The sequence below is a fragment of the Sphingomonas jaspsi DSM 18422 genome (assembly GCF_000585415.1).
Lineage (GTDB): Bacteria > Pseudomonadota > Alphaproteobacteria > Sphingomonadales > Sphingomonadaceae > Sphingomicrobium > Sphingomicrobium jaspsi.
Genome location: NZ_KK073876.1, coordinates 2157491 through 2174146 on the forward strand (window position 1 = coordinate 2157491; position 16656 = coordinate 2174146).

The 16656-nt window shown below is 64.1% G+C and carries 18 protein-coding genes and 1 pseudogene; 9 read left to right on the forward strand and 10 right to left on the reverse strand.

From position 1 onward, the window contains the following. Nucleotides 1-71: 71 nt before the first annotated feature. From G570_RS10990 to G570_RS11020, 7 genes are all read right to left on the reverse strand, one after another. Nucleotides 72-1070, reverse strand: coding sequence for an NADPH:quinone oxidoreductase family protein (locus G570_RS10990; RefSeq protein WP_037502286.1), 999 nt, complete (start codon nt 1068-1070; stop codon nt 72-74). Then, nucleotides 1067-1909 (reverse strand): N-acyl homoserine lactonase family protein, encoded by an 843-nt coding sequence (locus G570_RS10995; protein ID WP_174377471.1) that lies wholly within the window; start codon nt 1907-1909, stop codon nt 1067-1069. The genes G570_RS10990 and G570_RS10995 overlap by 4 nt, the downstream gene beginning before the upstream one ends. A 14-nt stretch (nt 1910-1923) precedes the next feature. Beyond that, nucleotides 1924-2205 (reverse strand): hypothetical protein, encoded by a 282-nt coding sequence (locus G570_RS11000; RefSeq protein WP_037502289.1) that lies wholly within the window; start codon nt 2203-2205, stop codon nt 1924-1926. Beyond that, on the reverse strand, nt 2202-2837 hold the full coding sequence (locus tag G570_RS11005; RefSeq protein WP_037502291.1) for a 3-oxoacid CoA-transferase subunit B: 636 nt from the start codon (nt 2835-2837) through the stop codon (nt 2202-2204). The genes G570_RS11000 and G570_RS11005 overlap by 4 nt, the downstream gene beginning before the upstream one ends. Continuing rightward, complete coding sequence (locus G570_RS11010) at nt 2837-3541, reverse strand: CoA transferase subunit A (protein WP_037502294.1); 705 nt, start codon at nt 3539-3541, stop codon at nt 2837-2839. The genes G570_RS11005 and G570_RS11010 overlap by 1 nt, the downstream gene beginning before the upstream one ends. A gap of 3 nt (nt 3542-3544) precedes the next feature. Continuing rightward, a complete protein-coding gene (locus G570_RS11015; RefSeq protein WP_037502297.1) occupies nt 3545-3844 on the reverse strand; it encodes an SCP2 sterol-binding domain-containing protein in 300 nt (99 codons plus the stop codon). A 65-nt stretch (nt 3845-3909) separates the two neighbouring features. Next, nucleotides 3910-5394: a sensor histidine kinase gene (locus G570_RS11020; RefSeq protein WP_156930433.1), complete on the reverse strand. Its 1485-nt coding sequence runs from the start codon at nt 5392-5394 to the stop codon at nt 3910-3912. A gap of 80 nt (nt 5395-5474) precedes the next feature. Between G570_RS11020 and G570_RS11025 the strand changes: the two genes are divergently transcribed. Next, on the forward strand, nt 5475-6902 hold the full coding sequence (locus tag G570_RS11025) for an NAD-dependent succinate-semialdehyde dehydrogenase (RefSeq protein ID WP_037502303.1): 1428 nt from the start codon (nt 5475-5477) through the stop codon (nt 6900-6902). Between the two features lie 40 nt (nt 6903-6942). Here G570_RS11025 and G570_RS11030 read toward each other — a convergent pair whose 3' ends face one another. Beyond that, nucleotides 6943-8082, reverse strand: coding sequence for an acyl-CoA dehydrogenase family protein (locus G570_RS11030; RefSeq protein WP_037502306.1), 1140 nt, complete (start codon nt 8080-8082; stop codon nt 6943-6945). Nucleotides 8083-8222: 140 nt separating this feature from the next. On the opposite strand from G570_RS11030, the gene G570_RS11035 reads away from it, so the two are divergent. Both G570_RS11035 and G570_RS11040 read left to right on the forward strand, forming a co-directional pair. Continuing rightward, complete coding sequence (locus G570_RS11035) at nt 8223-8921, forward strand: winged helix-turn-helix transcriptional regulator (RefSeq protein ID WP_037504125.1); 699 nt, start codon at nt 8223-8225, stop codon at nt 8919-8921. 42 nt (nt 8922-8963) lie between these two features. Continuing rightward, nucleotides 8964-10616 (forward strand): thiamine pyrophosphate-binding protein, encoded by a 1653-nt coding sequence (locus G570_RS11040; protein ID WP_037502309.1) that lies wholly within the window; start codon nt 8964-8966, stop codon nt 10614-10616. 295 nt (nt 10617-10911) lie between these two features. Here the strand turns inward: G570_RS11040 and G570_RS11045 are convergent, their stop codons facing one another. Both G570_RS11045 and thiS read right to left on the reverse strand, forming a co-directional pair. Further along, a complete protein-coding gene (locus G570_RS11045; RefSeq protein ID WP_037502312.1) occupies nt 10912-11094 on the reverse strand; it encodes a CsbD family protein in 183 nt (60 codons plus the stop codon). Between the two features lie 95 nt (nt 11095-11189). Next, nucleotides 11190-12105 (reverse strand): annotated as a pseudogene (gene thiS, locus G570_RS11050) (sulfur carrier protein ThiS). 121 nt (nt 12106-12226) lie between these two features. On the opposite strand from thiS, the gene G570_RS11060 reads away from it, so the two are divergent. The 6 genes from G570_RS11060 to G570_RS11085 are packed head-to-tail and all read left to right on the forward strand — an operon-like array spanning nt 12227 to nt 16637. After that, on the forward strand, nt 12227-12667 hold the full coding sequence (locus G570_RS11060; RefSeq protein WP_037502316.1) for a type II 3-dehydroquinate dehydratase: 441 nt from the start codon (nt 12227-12229) through the stop codon (nt 12665-12667). Between the two features lie 39 nt (nt 12668-12706). Then, nucleotides 12707-13192, forward strand: coding sequence for an acetyl-CoA carboxylase biotin carboxyl carrier protein (accB, locus tag G570_RS11065; protein ID WP_245600294.1), 486 nt, complete (start codon nt 12707-12709; stop codon nt 13190-13192). A 7-nt stretch (nt 13193-13199) separates the two neighbouring features. Next, complete coding sequence (accC, locus tag G570_RS11070; protein ID WP_037502319.1) at nt 13200-14552, forward strand: acetyl-CoA carboxylase biotin carboxylase subunit; 1353 nt, start codon at nt 13200-13202, stop codon at nt 14550-14552. After that, nucleotides 14549-14914, forward strand: coding sequence for an ACT domain-containing protein (locus G570_RS11075; protein ID WP_037502322.1), 366 nt, complete (start codon nt 14549-14551; stop codon nt 14912-14914). The genes accC and G570_RS11075 overlap by 4 nt, the downstream gene beginning before the upstream one ends. 54 nt (nt 14915-14968) lie before the next feature. Then, nucleotides 14969-15400, forward strand: coding sequence for a Rid family hydrolase (locus tag G570_RS11080; protein WP_037502324.1), 432 nt, complete (start codon nt 14969-14971; stop codon nt 15398-15400). A gap of 1 nt (nt 15401) precedes the next feature. Continuing rightward, on the forward strand, nt 15402-16637 hold the full coding sequence (locus G570_RS11085) for an MFS transporter (RefSeq protein ID WP_037502327.1): 1236 nt from the start codon (nt 15402-15404) through the stop codon (nt 16635-16637). The last annotated feature ends 19 nt before the right edge of the window (nt 16638-16656 follow it).

A 16656-nucleotide genomic window follows, 5' to 3' on the forward strand; every position in this document is an offset into this window, starting at 1 on the left:
CGGGCGCGATTAACTTACAAAGCCTAACGTCCGGTAAATTCCGCACCCATTAACGCGTATTAAACGGGCCGTTAGTCGAGCGTGATTACCACTTTGCCGATGACGTTACGGTTCGCCAGCGAAGCGATGCCTTCGCCGCCCTGGGCGAGCGGGTAGCTGGCGCTGATTCGCGGCGCAATCTTGCCCTGCTCCCACAGCCGGAACAGCTCGGCGACATGCGCGGCATTCGCCTTGGGATCGCGCGCCGCAAAGGCGCCCCAGAAGACCCCGCTAACATCGCAGCTTTTGAGCAGCGTCAGGTTGAGCGGAAGCTTGGGAATGCCGGCCGGGAAGCCGACAACCAGATAACGGCCCTCCCACGCGATGGACCGCAGGGCGGGTTCAGCATAGTCGCCGCCAACCGGGTCGTAGATGACGTTGGCGCCATCGGGCCCGACCGCATCCTTGAACAATTGCGCCAGTGCCTTGCTGCCGTCCTTGTCGAACGGGCCGCGCGGATAGACGACGACATCGTCCGCGCCCGCCGCCTTGGCCGCTGCAGCCTTTTCCTCGCTCGACACTGCCGCGACCACGCGCGCGCCGCGGGCCTTTCCAAGTTCGACCGCCGCCAGTCCGACGCCGCCGGCCGCGCCGAGAACGAGCAGCGTATCGCCCTCCTTCAGATGCCCGCGATCGTACAGCGCATGGATCGAAGTGGCATAGGTCAACAGCAGCGCCGCGCCTTCCTCGAAGCTTCGGCCATCCGGCAGGCGGTAGGCGGTGCGGGCGTTGATGACGACCTTTTCCGCCATGCCGCCCCAGCCCGGCACCGCGATCAGACGGTCACCGACGCTCCAGCCTTCGACTCCTTCGCCGACCGCCTCGACCTCGCCTGCGATCTCACCGCCCGGCGCGAACGGGCGTGCCGGCTTGAACTGATATTTGTCCTCGATGATCAGCGTATCGGGAAAATTGACCGCTGCCGCGCGCACGCTAACCAGCAATTCGCCCTTCCCCGCCACCGGATCGGGCAGCTCATCCAGCGTCAGCGTCTCGGGCCCGCCCGGCGAATGGCTCAAAAGCGCCTTCACTTGGCCGCCTTCGGAAAGGCCGGCAGCTTGGCGATGTCGGCCGGTTCGTGCTGGATGATGACCTTGGCGCCGAGATTTTTGGCCAGCTTTTCGAAGCGGTCCATTGATGCCAGCGTGTCGGCGCGGTCGGTGTTGAACGGCGGGACGCCTTTTTTCAGCCGCGCCTCGGTCGAATGATAGAGGTCGCCGGTCAGCAGCACCGGACCCGACGCCAGCCGGACCAGCAGCGAAAGATGGTTCGGCGTATGCCCTGGCGTTCTCAGCACGACGACCCGACCGTCGCCGAATACGTCGAAATCGCTGCCGCCGACCGTCGTGACATTCTTGTCGCCGTTCGACCGCCACGGTCCGAACGGATCGCCTTCTCCCTTGGTCCCGTCATAATCGCCCTTGCCGACAACCAGCTTCGCGCCGCCGAAATCCGCCGCCTGGCCGGTGTGGTCGCTGTGCATATGGCTGATCCCGACGACCGAGATGTCGGCCGGCTTCAGCCCGAGCTCCGCAAGCTGCTCGACCACCGTCTTGTCGAGCCCGCCGACGATGGCTCCCATGTCCTTTTTCTGACCCTTGAGCGCCGCGGGAAGGCCAGTGTCCCACAACATCGCCTTGTCGCCGTGGCGGATCAGGTAGCAGCTGTCGGTCACCCTGCGCGGGCCAGGCTTGTAGTCATGCGCGTCGGAGAAGAAGGCGTCGAAGTCCTTGATCAGGATCGAGCCGCAATCGAGCCGGGTGAGGCTGATCGACACCGTCCCATGGGCCTGGCTGGGTGCGACCGGGGTGTTTTGCGCGGCGGCGGGCAGCGCCAGCGCGCTGGCGGCCAGCAGGACATATTTCAGCATTTCTGACTTCCTCCTCACTCGATCCCACGCGCCTTGGCGTCGGCAACGACGTCCGCTGCCGTCATTCCGGCATAGGCCTCGCGCTTCAGCTTGTCGGGATCCTTGGTCGAATAGCGGTTGCCCGGCGGCGACTTGAGCGCAGCATCGAACAGCAGCCGATCGGCGATCGGCAGTTCGCGCCGCGCCTGTTCGGCGCTCCGGGCAAAGGTCTCACGGCTCGTGCCGTCGAGTACGGTCGGCGCCTCGCTGCACGCGGCAAGCGCCGCAAGTGACAGCAGGGTCGCCAAGCGCATCATTCGGTGTAATGCGCCGTCGTCTTGGCCCGCACATCCTCGGCGGTGACGCCCGGCGCCAGCTCGATCAGCTTGTACGGTGAGCCATGGTCCGGCCGCTGGAACACCGCCAGATCGGTAATGATCATGTCGACGACATTCTTGCCGGTCAGCGGCAAGGTGCAGTCGGGGATGAACTTGGGGCTGCCGTCCTTGGCATTATGCTCCATCACGACGATGATTTTCTTGACCCCGGCGACCAGGTCCATCGCCCCGCCCATGCCCTTGATCATCTTGCCCGGGATCATCCAGTTGGCGATGTCGCCCTTCTCAGAAACTTCCATCGCGCCGAGCACGGTCAGGTCGATATGCCCGCCGCGGATCATCGCGAAGCTGTCGCTACTCGAGAAATAGGACGAGCTGTCGAGTTCGCTGATCGTCTGCTTGCCGGCGTTGATCAGGTCAGCGTCGACCTCGTCCGGATAGGGAAACGGCCCAATGCCGAGCATCCCGTTTTCGGACTGCAGCGTCACCTCCATCCCGTCCGGGATATTGTTGGCCACCAAGGTCGGGATACCGATGCCGAGGTTGACGTAGTAACCGTCACGAAGTTCCTTCGCGGCGCGCGCGGCCATCTGGTTGCGGTCCCAGGCCATTATGCGCGCTCCCTCGTCGTCACGAATTCGATCCTCTTGTCGTAGGGCGAACCGTTGATCAGGCGCTTCACGTAGATCGACGGCAGATGGATGGCGTCGGGATCGAGGTCGCCGACAGCGACGATCTCCTCGACTTCGGCGACGCAAATCTTGCCGCAGGTCGCAGCTGGCGCGTTGAAGTTGCGCGCGGTTTTGCGGAAGACGAGGTTGCCCGCCTCGTCGGCTTTCCACCCCTTGATGATGCTGAGATCCGCGCGGATGCCGCGTTCAAGGATGTAATCCTCGCCGTCGAAGCTCTTCACTTCCTTGCCCTCGGCAACCTTCGTGCCGACGCCGGTCTTGGTGTAGAAGCCCGGGATGCCCGCGCCCCCGGCACGCATCCGTTCGGCCAACGTACCCTGCGGGCAGAATTCGACCTCAAGCTCGCCGGCCAGATACTGCCGCTCGAACTCCTTATTCTCGCCGACGTAGGACGAGATCATCTTCTTCACTTGCCGCGTACGCAGCAGCTTGCCGAGGCCTTCATTGTCGATGCCCGCATTGTTCGACGCGATGGTGAGGTCCTTGACGCCCGACGCAACGATCGCGTCGATCAACCGCTCGGGAATGCCGCACAGGCCGAAGCCCCCCGCGGCAATCGTCATGCCGTCGAACAGCAGCCCGTCGAGCGCCGCCGCTGCATCCGCGTAGATCTTGTTGGCCAAGGCTTATCCCCGAAGCTTTGACAGCACGCCCTGAAGCTGCATCGCGTTCGACATATCGCCTTCGACCTTCAGCTTGCCGGTCATGAACGCGGTCATCCCGTCGAGCTGGCCGTCGGCCATCGCCTGCCAGTCGGCCCACGAAATCTTGATCGTGGTGTCGGCCGCGCCGTCGCCTTCGGTCACCTGGCTGTTCGCGCCGTCGAGCATGATCGCGCCATCGCTGCCGAAGTCGAGCTTGACGGTCTTGCCCGGCAGCCATGCTTGAGCGTCGTTCATCTTCGCGGCGAGTTCGGATTTGGTCATGAGCACTTCCTCTCTGTTTCGCCGTCTGCGCTAGCGAAGCCCGGCAGGCCGGGCAAGCGCTGACGTCAAGGAAGCGGCAGCGAGATGCTCACGCGGAAGCCGTCTGCTGAGGGCCGTGCATGGATGGTCCCTTTGAGGCTGGCCACCAACCGGCGCGTCAGCTTGCTGCCGAAGCCGCTGCTGGTCGCGATCTCAGCGGGCGTTCCGCCTTGTTCCTGCCATTCGATCACCAATTGCGGCGGAACCCAGTCACGCCGCGTGATCCACAGCACATCCAGCCCCGATCCTCCGGGGCCCAGCCCGCCATATTTGCAGGCGTTGGTGACGAGTTCGTGGACGACCATGCCCAACGGCACGGCGACGTCGGCGTCGATCGGGACATCCGGCCCGTCTATGCGGACTGACTTGTCGCTGAAGAAGGGTTGCAGCTCGCGGGCGAAGACGTCCCTGACGGTCACCTGCTCATCGCTGTCGCCGATCATGGCGTGCACCCGCGACAGGCTCGTCAGCCGGGCCGAGAAATTGGCCTCGAAATCGGCGAGCGTCGTGCTGGAGGCGACCGACGTGCGGGCCAAGGCCTGCGCCGTCGCAAGGCTGTTCTTGATCCGGTGGTGAAGTTCGCGGGTCAACAACTGACTCCGTGCGCGCTCACCCCGCTCCTCGGTCACGTCCCGCGATACCGCCACCAGGCAGAGGATCTCCCCCTGATGACCACGTATAGGCGACAGGGTGATGTCCCAAGTCCGAAGCGAACCATCGCCCCGTTCGCGCGCCCCTTCGAAACTATAGCGTTCGCCGCCGCTGGAACGGACCAGCGCCGCATCGATCATATTCCACAGTTCGATCGGCCAAAAGTCGTGCCAGGGCTTGCCACGGACGTCGTCGAGCCGATCGACTCCCAGCGCATCGCGGCAGCTTTCGCTTGCGAACGACACCGTGCCATCCAGTTCGATGATCTTGATGCAATCGCTGGTGGCGTCGAGCACCGACCCGAGGAAATCGTCGGTCGAGCGCAGCTGGTCCTGCATCGCCATGATGTCGGTGATGTCGATGTTGATCCCGATCAGTCGAGAAGGCCGCCCGTCATCGTCGAGCATGACCCGACCGCGATCCTGTATCCAGCGGATCGCCCCGTCGCCCCGGACGATGCGGAACCGATGATCGACATCCTCGCCGATCATCGTGGTCAGTCCGACCACGCGCTGCACCTCTGGCAGGTCGTCGGGGTGGATCGCCGAAATCCACTGGTCGAACGTCACCTCCGACGCCGGGTCGTAACCGTACATGACATAGGTCGATGGCGACCAGCGATTGGTCATCGTCCTGAAATCGACCGAGTAAGCGGCCACGCCGCCAGCGATCTGCGCCAGATGGAACCAGGTCTGCGCATCGAGCAGCGACTGTTCGACGACCCGGCGCTGCGCCATGGAGTCGAGCAACGCCTTCAGCAGGTCGCCCTCGCCAAGCGGGTCCGCCCGCGCCGTCCGCAGATCGGACAGCTCGGCCTCCAACTCTGCGATCCGCCGCTCAAGGGACTCGTTAACACTCACGGCGGCGAATTGTGACGGATTCGCAATCAATATCAAGACGAAGCTTGGCGAACCGCACCCCCGCCCCTATCTGGCCAGCCATGAGCTACGATACCGACCTAAAACTCTTCATCGACGGTGCCTGGCAGAGCGGCGAAGGCCGCGACCTGTTCCCGGTCGTCAATCCCGCTACCGCCCAAACCATCGCCGAAGTGCCGCTGGCGACCGAGGCCGATCTCGACGCCGCCTTGGCCGCCGCCGAGCGCGCTTATCCGCTGTGGCGCGCGACCGACGTCGAAAAGCGTAGCGCCATCCTCAAGAAAGCCGGTGCGTTGCTCAAGGAACGCGCCGAAAGTATCGGCCGCCTGCTGACCCAGGAACAGGGCAAGCCCTTCGCTGAAGCCAAGTCTGAAGTGCTTGGCGCGGCGCAAATGTTCGATTGGTACGCCGAAGAGATAAAGCGCGACTATGGCCGCGTGCTCGTCCGCCCGACCGGCAGCCGCTCGATCGTCGTGCACCAGCCGGTTGGCGTCGTCGCCACCTTCACCCCGTGGAATTTCCCGATCTACCTGCTGGCGAAGAAGGTTGCGGCCGCGCTCGCCGCGGGCTGCAGCGTCATTTCCAAGCCACCGGAAGAAACCCCGGGCTGCACCGGCGCGGTCGCCAAGGCGCTCGACGACGCCGGCCTGCCCAAGGGCGTATTCCAGCTGGTCCACGGCGTGCCGGACATGGTCAGCCGCCATCTGATCGGCTCGCCGATCGTGCGCAAGGTCAGCTTCACCGGCTCGGTCCCGGTCGGCAAGCATCTGATGAAGATCGCTGCCGACGGCGTGAAGCGGCTGACGCTCGAACTCGGCGGCCATGCGCCGGTGCTGATCTTCGACGATTGCGACCTTGAAAAGACGCTCGACATGGTCGTGCCGCAGAAGTTCCGCAACGCCGGGCAGGTCTGTGTGTCGCCGACCCGCTTCTACGTTCAGGACGGCATTTACGACCGCTTCGTGCAGGGCTTCGCCGACCGCACCGACAAGGTGGTGATGGGCAACGGCATGGACGATGCGACCCGCATGGGCCCGCTCGCCAATGCCCGCCGTCCCGACGCGATCGACAGCCTCGTGCGCGACGCTGAGGCCAAGGGCGCCCGCATCCTGTCGGGCGGCCAGCGCGGCAACGACGGCTTCTTCTTCCAGCCGACCCTACTTGCCGACGTTCCGCTTGAAGCCGACATCATGTCGAACGAGCCGTTCGGCCCGGTCGCGGTCGCGCGTCCGTTCAAGGATTTCGACGAAGCGATCGAACAGGCCAACCGCCTGCCCTTCGGTCTCGCAGCCTTCGCCTTCACCGAAAACGGCCGCCGCGCCAACCTGCTCGGCGACGCGATCGAGGCGGGTATGATCGGCATCAACAGCTTCGCCATTTCCGGCGCCGACACCCCGTTCGGCGGGGTGAAGGATTCGGGCTTCGGCAGCGAGGGCGGCAAGGAAGGCCTCGAAACCTACCAGGTCGTCAAGGCCATCCACCAGGCGTGACGCGGCGATCGGGGTCGGGCTTAGCGGCCGACCCCGTCCGTCAACCGTCGATGTCCCAGCCCAGCGCGATGCGCCCGGCAAAGTCCTTCTGCGGTTTTTCCTGCAGCGGATGGAAGCGTGCGGCCTGGATGTCGCGGAAGGCGCGTTCCAGACCGGACTTCCGGTAGAAAGCCAGCCCACCGGCCACTTCCATCGCCTTGGTGACACAGGCGATGGCGCTATCCGCGCACAGCGTACGGCATATCATTGCTTCGTTAGTGGTCTCGGGCCCCGGCGTGCCGGTCTCGGCCAGTTCGACCATGCGACGATGCGCCAGTCGCGCGGCCTGCAGGTGATTGTCCATCTCGCCGACATTCTGCGCGAGCAGCGAGTCGTGGGGACGGTTCTTGACCAACTCCACCGCCCTGTTCCGCGCACCTTCGGCGACCCCGAGATAGGCTGCATAGATCGGCGCAAAGGCGATCATGCTGATGATGTGGAACAGCATGTGCCATTTGCCCTGCGGCCGCTTGCCGGCGATGCCTGCGTCGGGAATGAACACGCCGTCGAACACCACATCGTTCGATCCCGTGCCGCGCATCCCCAGCGCCTTCCATGTCGGCTCGATGGTCACGCCCTCGCCCTTCAGCGGGGCACCGAAATGAAGCACCGTCGGCCCATCGATGGGGTCGTCGTACACCGCGCTGGTGTTCATGATGTTGCCGGTGACCGACCCGCTGGCGAACGCCTTGCGAGCGGTAAGACGGTAACCGCCGTCGACCTTTTCCATCGTGCCGGCGCTATTCAACCAGTCCGACCCGCCGCTCGACACCAGCTTGAGGTCTTCGTCGGCGATCCGCTTCAGCAGGGCGTCCATCGGCGCTCCCTGATGTTCGCGCCGCCACGCAGCGACCGCGACGATGTGGCTGTGCATCGCTGCGGCCAACGCGGTCGAGCCGCAGCCTGCGCCGATGATGCGCAATGCGTCGCAAATCTCGCCGACGCTGGCACCGCCGCCGCCGAGTTCGATCGGCACCAGCGCCTTGAAGAAGCCGGCATCGGTCAGTGCCGCGAAGCCTTCTTCGACGAAGCTATCCTCGGCATCGTGCCGCGCATTGTGCGCCGCAATCGCCGCAGCAATTTCTTCCGCCTTGGCGGTCCAGTCGGTCTGCGCCCCGGTGCGTTCCATGACGGCCAGCATAATCCATTCCCTTCGCTCTGACGAACTTGATGGGCAATGATTACAAGCAAGCGAGATTCCCGCTCCAGTTCAGGAAATGAATCGCCCCGGTACAGAAACTGAATTAGCCTGCCTTTCGACATGAGCCTATGGAGGCGGCGATGGTCGAACGCAGCTACAAGCAATTCTGCCCGGTCGCGATGGCGGCGGAGATTTTGTGCACTCGATGGACAGTGCTGGTACTGCGCGAATTGCTGGCTGGCTCGACCCGCTTCAACGATCTCCGCCGCGGCCTGCCTCGCATGTCACCCGCGCTCCTGTCCCAACGGCTGAAGGAACTGGAAGAAGCCGCCATCGTCGAGAAAGTGCCGGTCGTTGGGGAGCCCGGGGTACAAGCCTATGCGCTGACCCGCGCCGGCGCTGAACTCCAGCCCCTGATCGAAGGGTTCGGCAAGTGGGGCCAACGCTGGATCTCCAGCCGAGTCTCGTTACAGCAGCTCGATGCGTCGCTGCTGATGTGGGACATGCGGCGAAACCTCAACTTCGACCCCTTCCCGACCGATCGCCGCGTCATCCAGTTCCAATATCCCGATGCGCCCAGGAACGAACGCAGCTGGTGGCTGATCCTTGCGCCCCAATGCCCGGTCGACCTGTGCAGCATCGATCCGGGATACGACGTGGACCTGTATGTCAGCTCCTCGCTCGAGGCGATGACCGCTATCTGGATGGGACACGACAATGTCCGGGATGCGCGCAACCATGACCGCCTGCTGCTGACCGGCGACGACCAGCTTGCAAGCTCGATGGAGCATTGGCTGAAGTGCAGTCCCTTCGCCAAGGAAGAACCGCAGGTCGCTTAAGCCCCCTCCCCAACGCGCCGCTTCCCCGCTAAAGGCCGCGCCATGACCTTACGCACCGGCGGCCAGATCCTAGTCGACCAGCTCAAGCTCCAGGGCTGCGAGCGCATTTTCACCGTTCCCGGCGAAAGCTTCCTTGCCGTGCTCGACGCGCTGCATGACGCGGAAACGATCGAGACAGTGGTTTGTAGGCAGGAAGGCGGCGTCGCTTACATGGCCGACGCCGACGGCAAGATGACCGGCAAGCCCGGCGTCGCCTTCGTTACCCGCGGCCCCGGCGCGACCAATGCATCAGCGGGCGTCCATGTCGCCTTCCAGGATTCGACCCCGATGATCCTGTTCGTCGGCGATCTCGACCGTGCCGACCGCGACCGCGAAGGCTTTCAGGAAATCGACATGGCGGCTTTTTTCGGGCCTGTCGCCAAATGGGCGGCGCGGATCGACGATGCCCGCCGCATCCCCGAATATGTCGCTCGCGCCTATCGCGTCGCGACCAGCGGTCGGCCCGGCCCCGTGGTGCTGGCCATTCCCGAAGACATGCTGCGCGACGAGGTCGAGGCGCTCGACCGTCCCGCCATTCCGCCGATCAATCAGCCGCCCTGCGCGGGCGCGATGGAGGCGATGTTCGGCCTGCTGAAAGACGCCACCAACCCGGTCGCGATCATCGGCGGCGCGGGCTGGAATACCGCCGCGGCCCATTTCTTCGAAACCTTCGCCGCCCGCTACGGCATTCCAACAGCCGCCGCCTTCCGCCGCCAGGACGCGATGGACAATGAATGCCGCGTCTATGCCGGCCAGCTCGGCTATGGTCCCAACCCAAGGTTGCAGCAGCGCATCCGCGATGCCGACCTGCTGCTGGTCGTCGGCGCGCGCCTCGGTGAAAGCACGACCGACGGCTACAAGCTGATCACCCCCGATCACCCCGACCAGATCCTGATCCACGTCCACCCCGATCCCAACGAGCTCGGCCGGGTCTACAAGACCGAACTGCCGATCTGCGCCGAGATGGACGAGTTCGCCGAAATGGCTGCCGACTGGCACGATCCTGAGCTGGTACCGTTCAGGGACGGCGAGGAATCGCATCGCGAGTGGCTGCAGTGGTCGGAACCTGCACCGCGAGACGGGGTTAAGCTCGACCTTGGCCCATGCGTCAAGGCAATGCGCGACCTTCTGCCTGCCGACACCATCATCTGCAACGGCGCGGGCAATTTCTCCGGCTGGTGGCACCGCTACTGGCACTATGGCCCGACGCCGACCCAGCTTGCCCCGACCAGCGGGACGATGGGATATGGCCTGCCCGCCGCGGTCGCCGCCGCCATCCGGTTCAAGGATCGGCCGGTGGTTTGCGTCGCCGGCGACGGTGATTTCCTGATGAACGGGCAGGAATTGGCGACGGCGTCGCAATATGGTGCCGATTTACTCGTGATTATCGTCGACAATGGCGCCTATGGCACCATCCGGATGCACCAGGAGCGGGATTATCCGGCGCGGCTTAGCGCAACCAGCCTCGCCAATCCGGACTTCGCCAAGCTGGCCGAAGCATTCGGGGGCTGGGCCGAGCGGGTCGAGAAGACTGAGGACTTCGAAGTGGCGCTGAAGCGGGCGATGGAGCGCAAGGGCATCCGCCTGCTCCATTGCATCACCGACGTGAACGTGATCACCAACCAGACGACGATCGAAAAATTGCGCGCACGCTAGCGTCCGTTGGGTTGAAACAAGATCGAGGGCCACCCGTCGCCGATCGCTACTTTTTTCGATGCGTCGTCGGCCGCTGTCTTCTTGGTCCCGACCACCACCAGTTCGGCAGCGTCGCCGAAATTCCCGCGCCTCTTCGGGTCGAATCGATCTAGTCGGGTCCGTTGGTGCATCGTCCTTACCTCCGGTATTTCAAAGCGTTGCGTCGGAATTCGTTGCGGGCGATCAGGTCCGCAATGGACATATGAAAAGGGCCGCCCCGAAGGACGGCCCTCACATCGATCGAAATGACGATCGCTTAGAATTCGTTGCCGGCAGCGTCTTCAAGGTCGCCCTTGACGTATTGCGCTTCGCCCTTTTCTTCCTGCAGCTTCCCTTCGGTTTCCAGCTCCGGATTGTTGGTCGCGTCGCCGATGACCTGCTTGGTGTTGCCAATGGCTTCGTTGGTCATGCCTTTGACGTTTTCCTTGAACTCACCCATTTCAACTCTCCTTTTCACTGGGGCCTTATGGGTGGGAAACGAAGCGCGTCGGCGGCCGTTGCTCAACTCGTCGCTAAGCAGGTAATTTCGTCGCGCTAGATGAGTCCGGCTAGCGGGCTGGAGGGATCGGCGTAGCGGCGCTTCTGCATGCGCCCGGCAAGATAAGCCTCGCGCCCGGCCTCGACCGCCAGCTTCATGGCGCGGGCCATGCGGATCGGGTCCTTGGCTTCTGCGATGGCGGTATTCATCAGAACCCCGTCGCAGCCCAATTCCATCGCCACCGCCGCGTCGCTTGCGGTCCCGACACCGGCATCGACCAGGACCGGCACCTTCGCGCCCTCGACAATCAGACGGATGGTGACCAGGTTCTGGATACCGAGGCCCGACCCGATCGGCGCACCCAGCGGCATAATCGCCACCGCACCGGCGTCCTCAAGCTGCTTGGCAGCGATGGGATCGTCGACGCAATAGACCATGGGCAAGAAGCCCTCGTTGGCCAGCACCTCGGTCGCGCGCAGCGTTTCCTTCATGTTGGGATAAAGCGTGCGCGCCTCGCCCAGCACTTCAAGTTTGACCAGATCCCATCCCCCCGCCTCGCGCGCCAGGCGCAGCGTGCGGATCGCGTCTTCCGCAGTAAAGCATCCCGCGGTGTTGGGCAGGTAGGTCGTTTTCTTCGGGTCGATATAGTCCATCAGCACCGGCTGTGACGGGTCGGAAATGTTGACCCGCCGCACGGCCACCGTGACGATTTCCGCGCCGCTCGCTTCCAGCGCCGCGGCGTTCTGCGCGAAATCCTTATATTTGCCGGTGCCGACGATCAGCCGCGAGGAAAAGGTCCGACCGGCAACGGTCCATGTGTCACTCAACTGCTCAACCTCCGCCAACGAAATGGACGATTTCGAACTTGTCCCCGTCCTTCACCTCAACCTCGGCCAGCGTCGATCGCGGGACGATGGCAAGGTTACGTTCGACCGCCACCTTGGTCGGATCGAGCCCGAACTGGGCGATCATCCCGGAAATGGTGGTTCCCGCTTCGAACTGTCGGGTTTCGCCATTGATGGTGACGGTAAGACTCATGGGCTGGTCAGCTTTCGCTTCACGGACGGGACGAGTGCCCATATAGGGGCTCGCCATGGCGACGCCACCGCTGATCTTCGTCCTCAACGGGCCGAACCTCAATTTGCTCGGGACTCGCGAGCCCCACATCTACGGCACCGACACCCTAGACGACATTGCTGCCCGGCTGATGTCGGAGGCCGAGCTGATCGGCGTGTCGCTCGACATCCGCCAGTCGAATCACGAAGGGCATCTGATCGACTGGCTGCACGAGGCGGCGGCGGTCGGTGCAAAGGCGGTGATCATCAACCCCGGCGGCTACAGCCACACGTCGGTCGCACTGCACGACGCGGTAAAGGCGGTCCCGACTCCGGTGATCGAGGTTCATTTGAGCGACCCCGAAACGCGCGAGGCCTTCCGCCACATCGACCTCGTCGCGCTCGCCGCGACCATGGTCATCAAGGGCGAAGGCGCGCGTGGCTATTCGCTGGCACTGGACGCGGCGGCCCGGCTCTGACACAGGGCGCCCCTACGTTTTTCGCGGAGATTGAAAATCATGGCCGATCACAAGGAAGGACATTCGATGCGGGTCGACACCGCCCTGGTGCGCGAACTCGCCGAACTGCTTTCCAGCAATGACCTGAGCGAAATCGAGGTCGAAGACGGCGATCGCAAGATCAAGGTGAAGCGCGGCGGCCAGCAGGTCGTCAGCTACGCCCCCGCGCCCGCTGCGGCCCCCGCGCCCGCCGCTGCACCGGCGCCGAGCGCGCCCCAGCCCGCCGCCGAAGCCGCGCCTGCCGCAGCCCCTGCCGATGCGGTCAAGTCTCCGATGGTCGGCACCGCCTATCTCTCGCCTGAACCCGGCGCCAAGCCGTTCATCGCGGTCGGACAGCCCGTGAAGCAGGGCGACACGCTGATGATCATCGAGGCGATGAAGGTGATGAACCCGATCACCGCGCCCAAGGCCGGCACGATCAGCCAGATCCTGATCGGCGACAACCAGCCGGTCGAGTTCGACCAGCCGCTGGTCGTCATCGGGTAATCGAACGATGGCTATCCAGAAGCTGCTGATCGCCAACCGCGGCGAGATTGCGCTGCGCATCCACCGCGCCTGCCACGAAATGGGCATCAAGACGGTCGCGGTGCATTCGACCGCCGACGCCGACGCGATGCACGTGCGCCTCGCCGACGAAGCGGTCTGCATCGGCCCGCCGGCGGCCAAGGACAGCTACCTCAACATTGCCAACATCATCTCGGCGGCGGAAATCACCCACGCCGACGCGGTCCATCCGGGTTACGGCTTCCTCAGCGAAAACGCGCAGTTCGCGGAGATCGTCGAGAGCCACAATCTCATTTGGGTCGGCCCGAAGCCCGAGCATATCCGCATCATGGGCGACAAGATCGAAGCCAAGCGCACCGCCGCGGCCCTCGGCCTGCCGCTCGTTCCCGGCTCGCCCGGCCCGCTCGACAGCGTCGACGAAGCCAAGGCGCTGGCCAAGGACATCGGCTACCCGGTCCTGATCAAGGCCGCATCGGGCGGCGGCGGACGCGGCATGAAGGTCGTGCCCGACGAGGACCAGCTGGAAAGCCTGATGGGCCAGGCAGCGTCGGAGGCCAAGGCCGCCTTCGGCGATGCCACCGTCTATATGGAAAAATATCTCGGCGACCCGCGTCACATCGAATTCCAGGTGTTCGGCGACGGCAATGGCGAGGCGATCCACGTCGGCGAGCGCGACTGTTCGATCCAGCGCCGTCACCAGAAAGTGATCGAGGAAGCCCCCTCACCCGTCATCAGCGCGGAACAGCGCGCGCACATGGGCGAGGTCGTCCGCAAGGCGATGGCCGATATGGGCTATCGCGGCGCCGGCACGATCGAATTCCTGTACGAGAATGGCGAATTCTATTTCATCGAGATGAACACCCGCCTGCAGGTCGAACATCCGGTGACCGAAATGATCAGCGGCCTCGACCTCGTCCGCGAACAAATTCGCGTTGCGCAGGGCGACGGGCTGTCGGTGCGCCAGGAAGATATCCAGCTTCACGGCCACGCCATCGAATGCCGCATCAACGCCGAGGACCCGAAGACCTTCGCGCCGTCGCCGGGACTCGTGAAAAATTATGTCGCGCCCGGCGGCATGCATGTCCGCGTCGATAGCGGCATGTACGCCGGCTATAAGGTGCCGCCCTATTACGACAGCATGATCGGCAAGCTCATCGTCTATGGCCGCACCCGCGAAGGCTGCATCCTGCGCCTGAAGCGCGCGCTCGAAGAGTTCGTCGTGGACGGCATGAAGACCACGGTGCCGCTCCACCAGGCGATCATCCGCACGGAAGCGTTCCAGAAGGGCGACTATACAATCAAGTGGCTCGAGCAGTGGCTCGAGGCGCAAGACGGCGAATGACCCGCCTGTCGCCCAGGCTGGCGACGGAAGAATATGGCTTTGCGACGCTCGAGCCCGGCCGCGACGTGCCGCCGGGGCTGGTGCCGCTCGCCACCTTTGCCGAGGATGAGGGGCTTAGCCTTGTCGCACCGGTAGCATCGCTGGATGCGGCGGGCGTTACATGCCAGCGCGGTTTCGCCCGTATCAGCTTGGGCCTTACCAGCGCGCTGGAGGGTGTCGGGCTAACCGCTGCCGTTTCCGCGGCACTCGCGTACGCGGACATCAGCTGCAACATGATCGCCGCCTATCACCACGATCATCTGTTCGTGCCGTGGGAGCGGCGCGACGAGGCTTTTGGGATCGTGGGCGCCGTCGATATTTAGGGCTGCGGCCTTTGCCCGGCCCGTGTTAGCGTAAGTGAAAACAAGGGGGAGGGCATGATGATCGTCATGACGATGGCCGCGCTGGCCATGGTGTCCGCGGCACCCGAACGCATCGGACAGCCGATGCTCGACGGCAAGCCCCTGCCCTTTTCCGAGGCCGTGCGCGTAGGCGATATGCTGTACCTGTCGGGACAGATCGGCCGCACGCCCGACGGCAAGCTGCCAGCCGGGATCGAGGCGCAGGCGCGGCAAACGATGGACAATATCGGGGCGACGTTGGCCAAGGCAGGGGCCGGCTGGAACGACGTCGTCAAATGCACCGTCATGCTCGACGACATGAAGGATTGGCCCGCGTTCAATGCGGTCTATGCTACCTACTTCAAAGACAAGAAATTCCCCGCTCGTAGCGCCTTCGACGCTGACGGCCTTGTGCTCGGTGCACTGGTCGAGGTCGAATGCTTCGCCGTCGTCCGGAAAGGCAACTGACATGGCGACCGCCGCGAAGCGCGTAGGCGACGGTGCGATCGGCTTGACCATCCTCCTGTCGGCGATGGTCTTGCTCAACTACGTCGATCGAGGGGCGCTGGGGATTGCCGCCCCGAAACTGAAAGAAGAATTGGGACTGGACGCGACCAGCTTCGGGCTGGCCGTGTCGGCCTTTGCCTGGATCTATGCCCCGGCCCAATTTGCGGTCGGCTGGATGATCAGCCGCGTTTGCGTCTATCGGCTGGTCGCGATCGGGCTGCTGGTCTGGGCGCTGGCCACAACCTTCACCGGGATTGTGACGGGCCTGGCCGCGCTGGTCGCGATGCGGGTTTTGCTGGGAATCGGGGAGGGCGTCGCCTTTCCTTCGGTCTCGGCGATCATTGCTCGCCACGTCCCATCGCACCGGCGCGGTCTCGCCAATTCCGTCGTCAGCGCGTCGCTGGCTTACGGGCCGGCACTCGGCACCTTTGCCGGCGGGATTATCCTTGCGACGCTGGGCTGGCGGCCGATCTTTCTCATCTTCGGCCTTGTGACCGTCGTATGGCTGCTGCCTTGGCTGGTCGCGTCCAAGCCGCATTGGCGAAGCTCCGATCCGGTCAGCGAGCGGGCGACGATGATGGCAGTGATGAAGCAGCCAGCTGCGTGGATCGTCGGCCTCGGTCATTTTGCCAACACCTACGGCTTCTACTTCCTGCTCGCGTGGTTGCCACTGTTCCTCGTGTCCACGCGCGGGTTGTCGATCCTGCTGATGACCGAGATGCTCACCGTGCTTTACCTGGTCCAGGGAACGGCTGCGCTGTTCGTCGGCTGGCTGAGCGACCGTCTCTCCCACCGTTATGACGAGAGCCGCGTCCGTCGGTCGCTGATGGCCGCCGGGCACATCATCGGTGGTATTGCGATCATTGGCATCGGCAATTCGACGACGACCGAGGCCCTGATGGGTTGGCTGCTGTTGGCCGGCATCGCGGCGTCGCCCGGAGGATCGCAATGCTACGCCATCGCACAAATGTACGCGGGCAAGCGCGCGTCGGGGCCGTTCGTGGGCATTATGAACGGCATCGGCAATACCAGCGGCATCATCGGCCCCATCCTGACCGGCGTGCTGGTCGATCGGTTCGGCTATCATCCCGCCTTTCAAGTGGCGGCCGCCATATCGATCATTGGCGGGCTCTGGTGGTGGTTCGCACTTCCCCGAATTCGTCCGCTATTCGACGCCGATGCTTCCTCTAGTATCTAGAAATAGCGGTCGGACGACG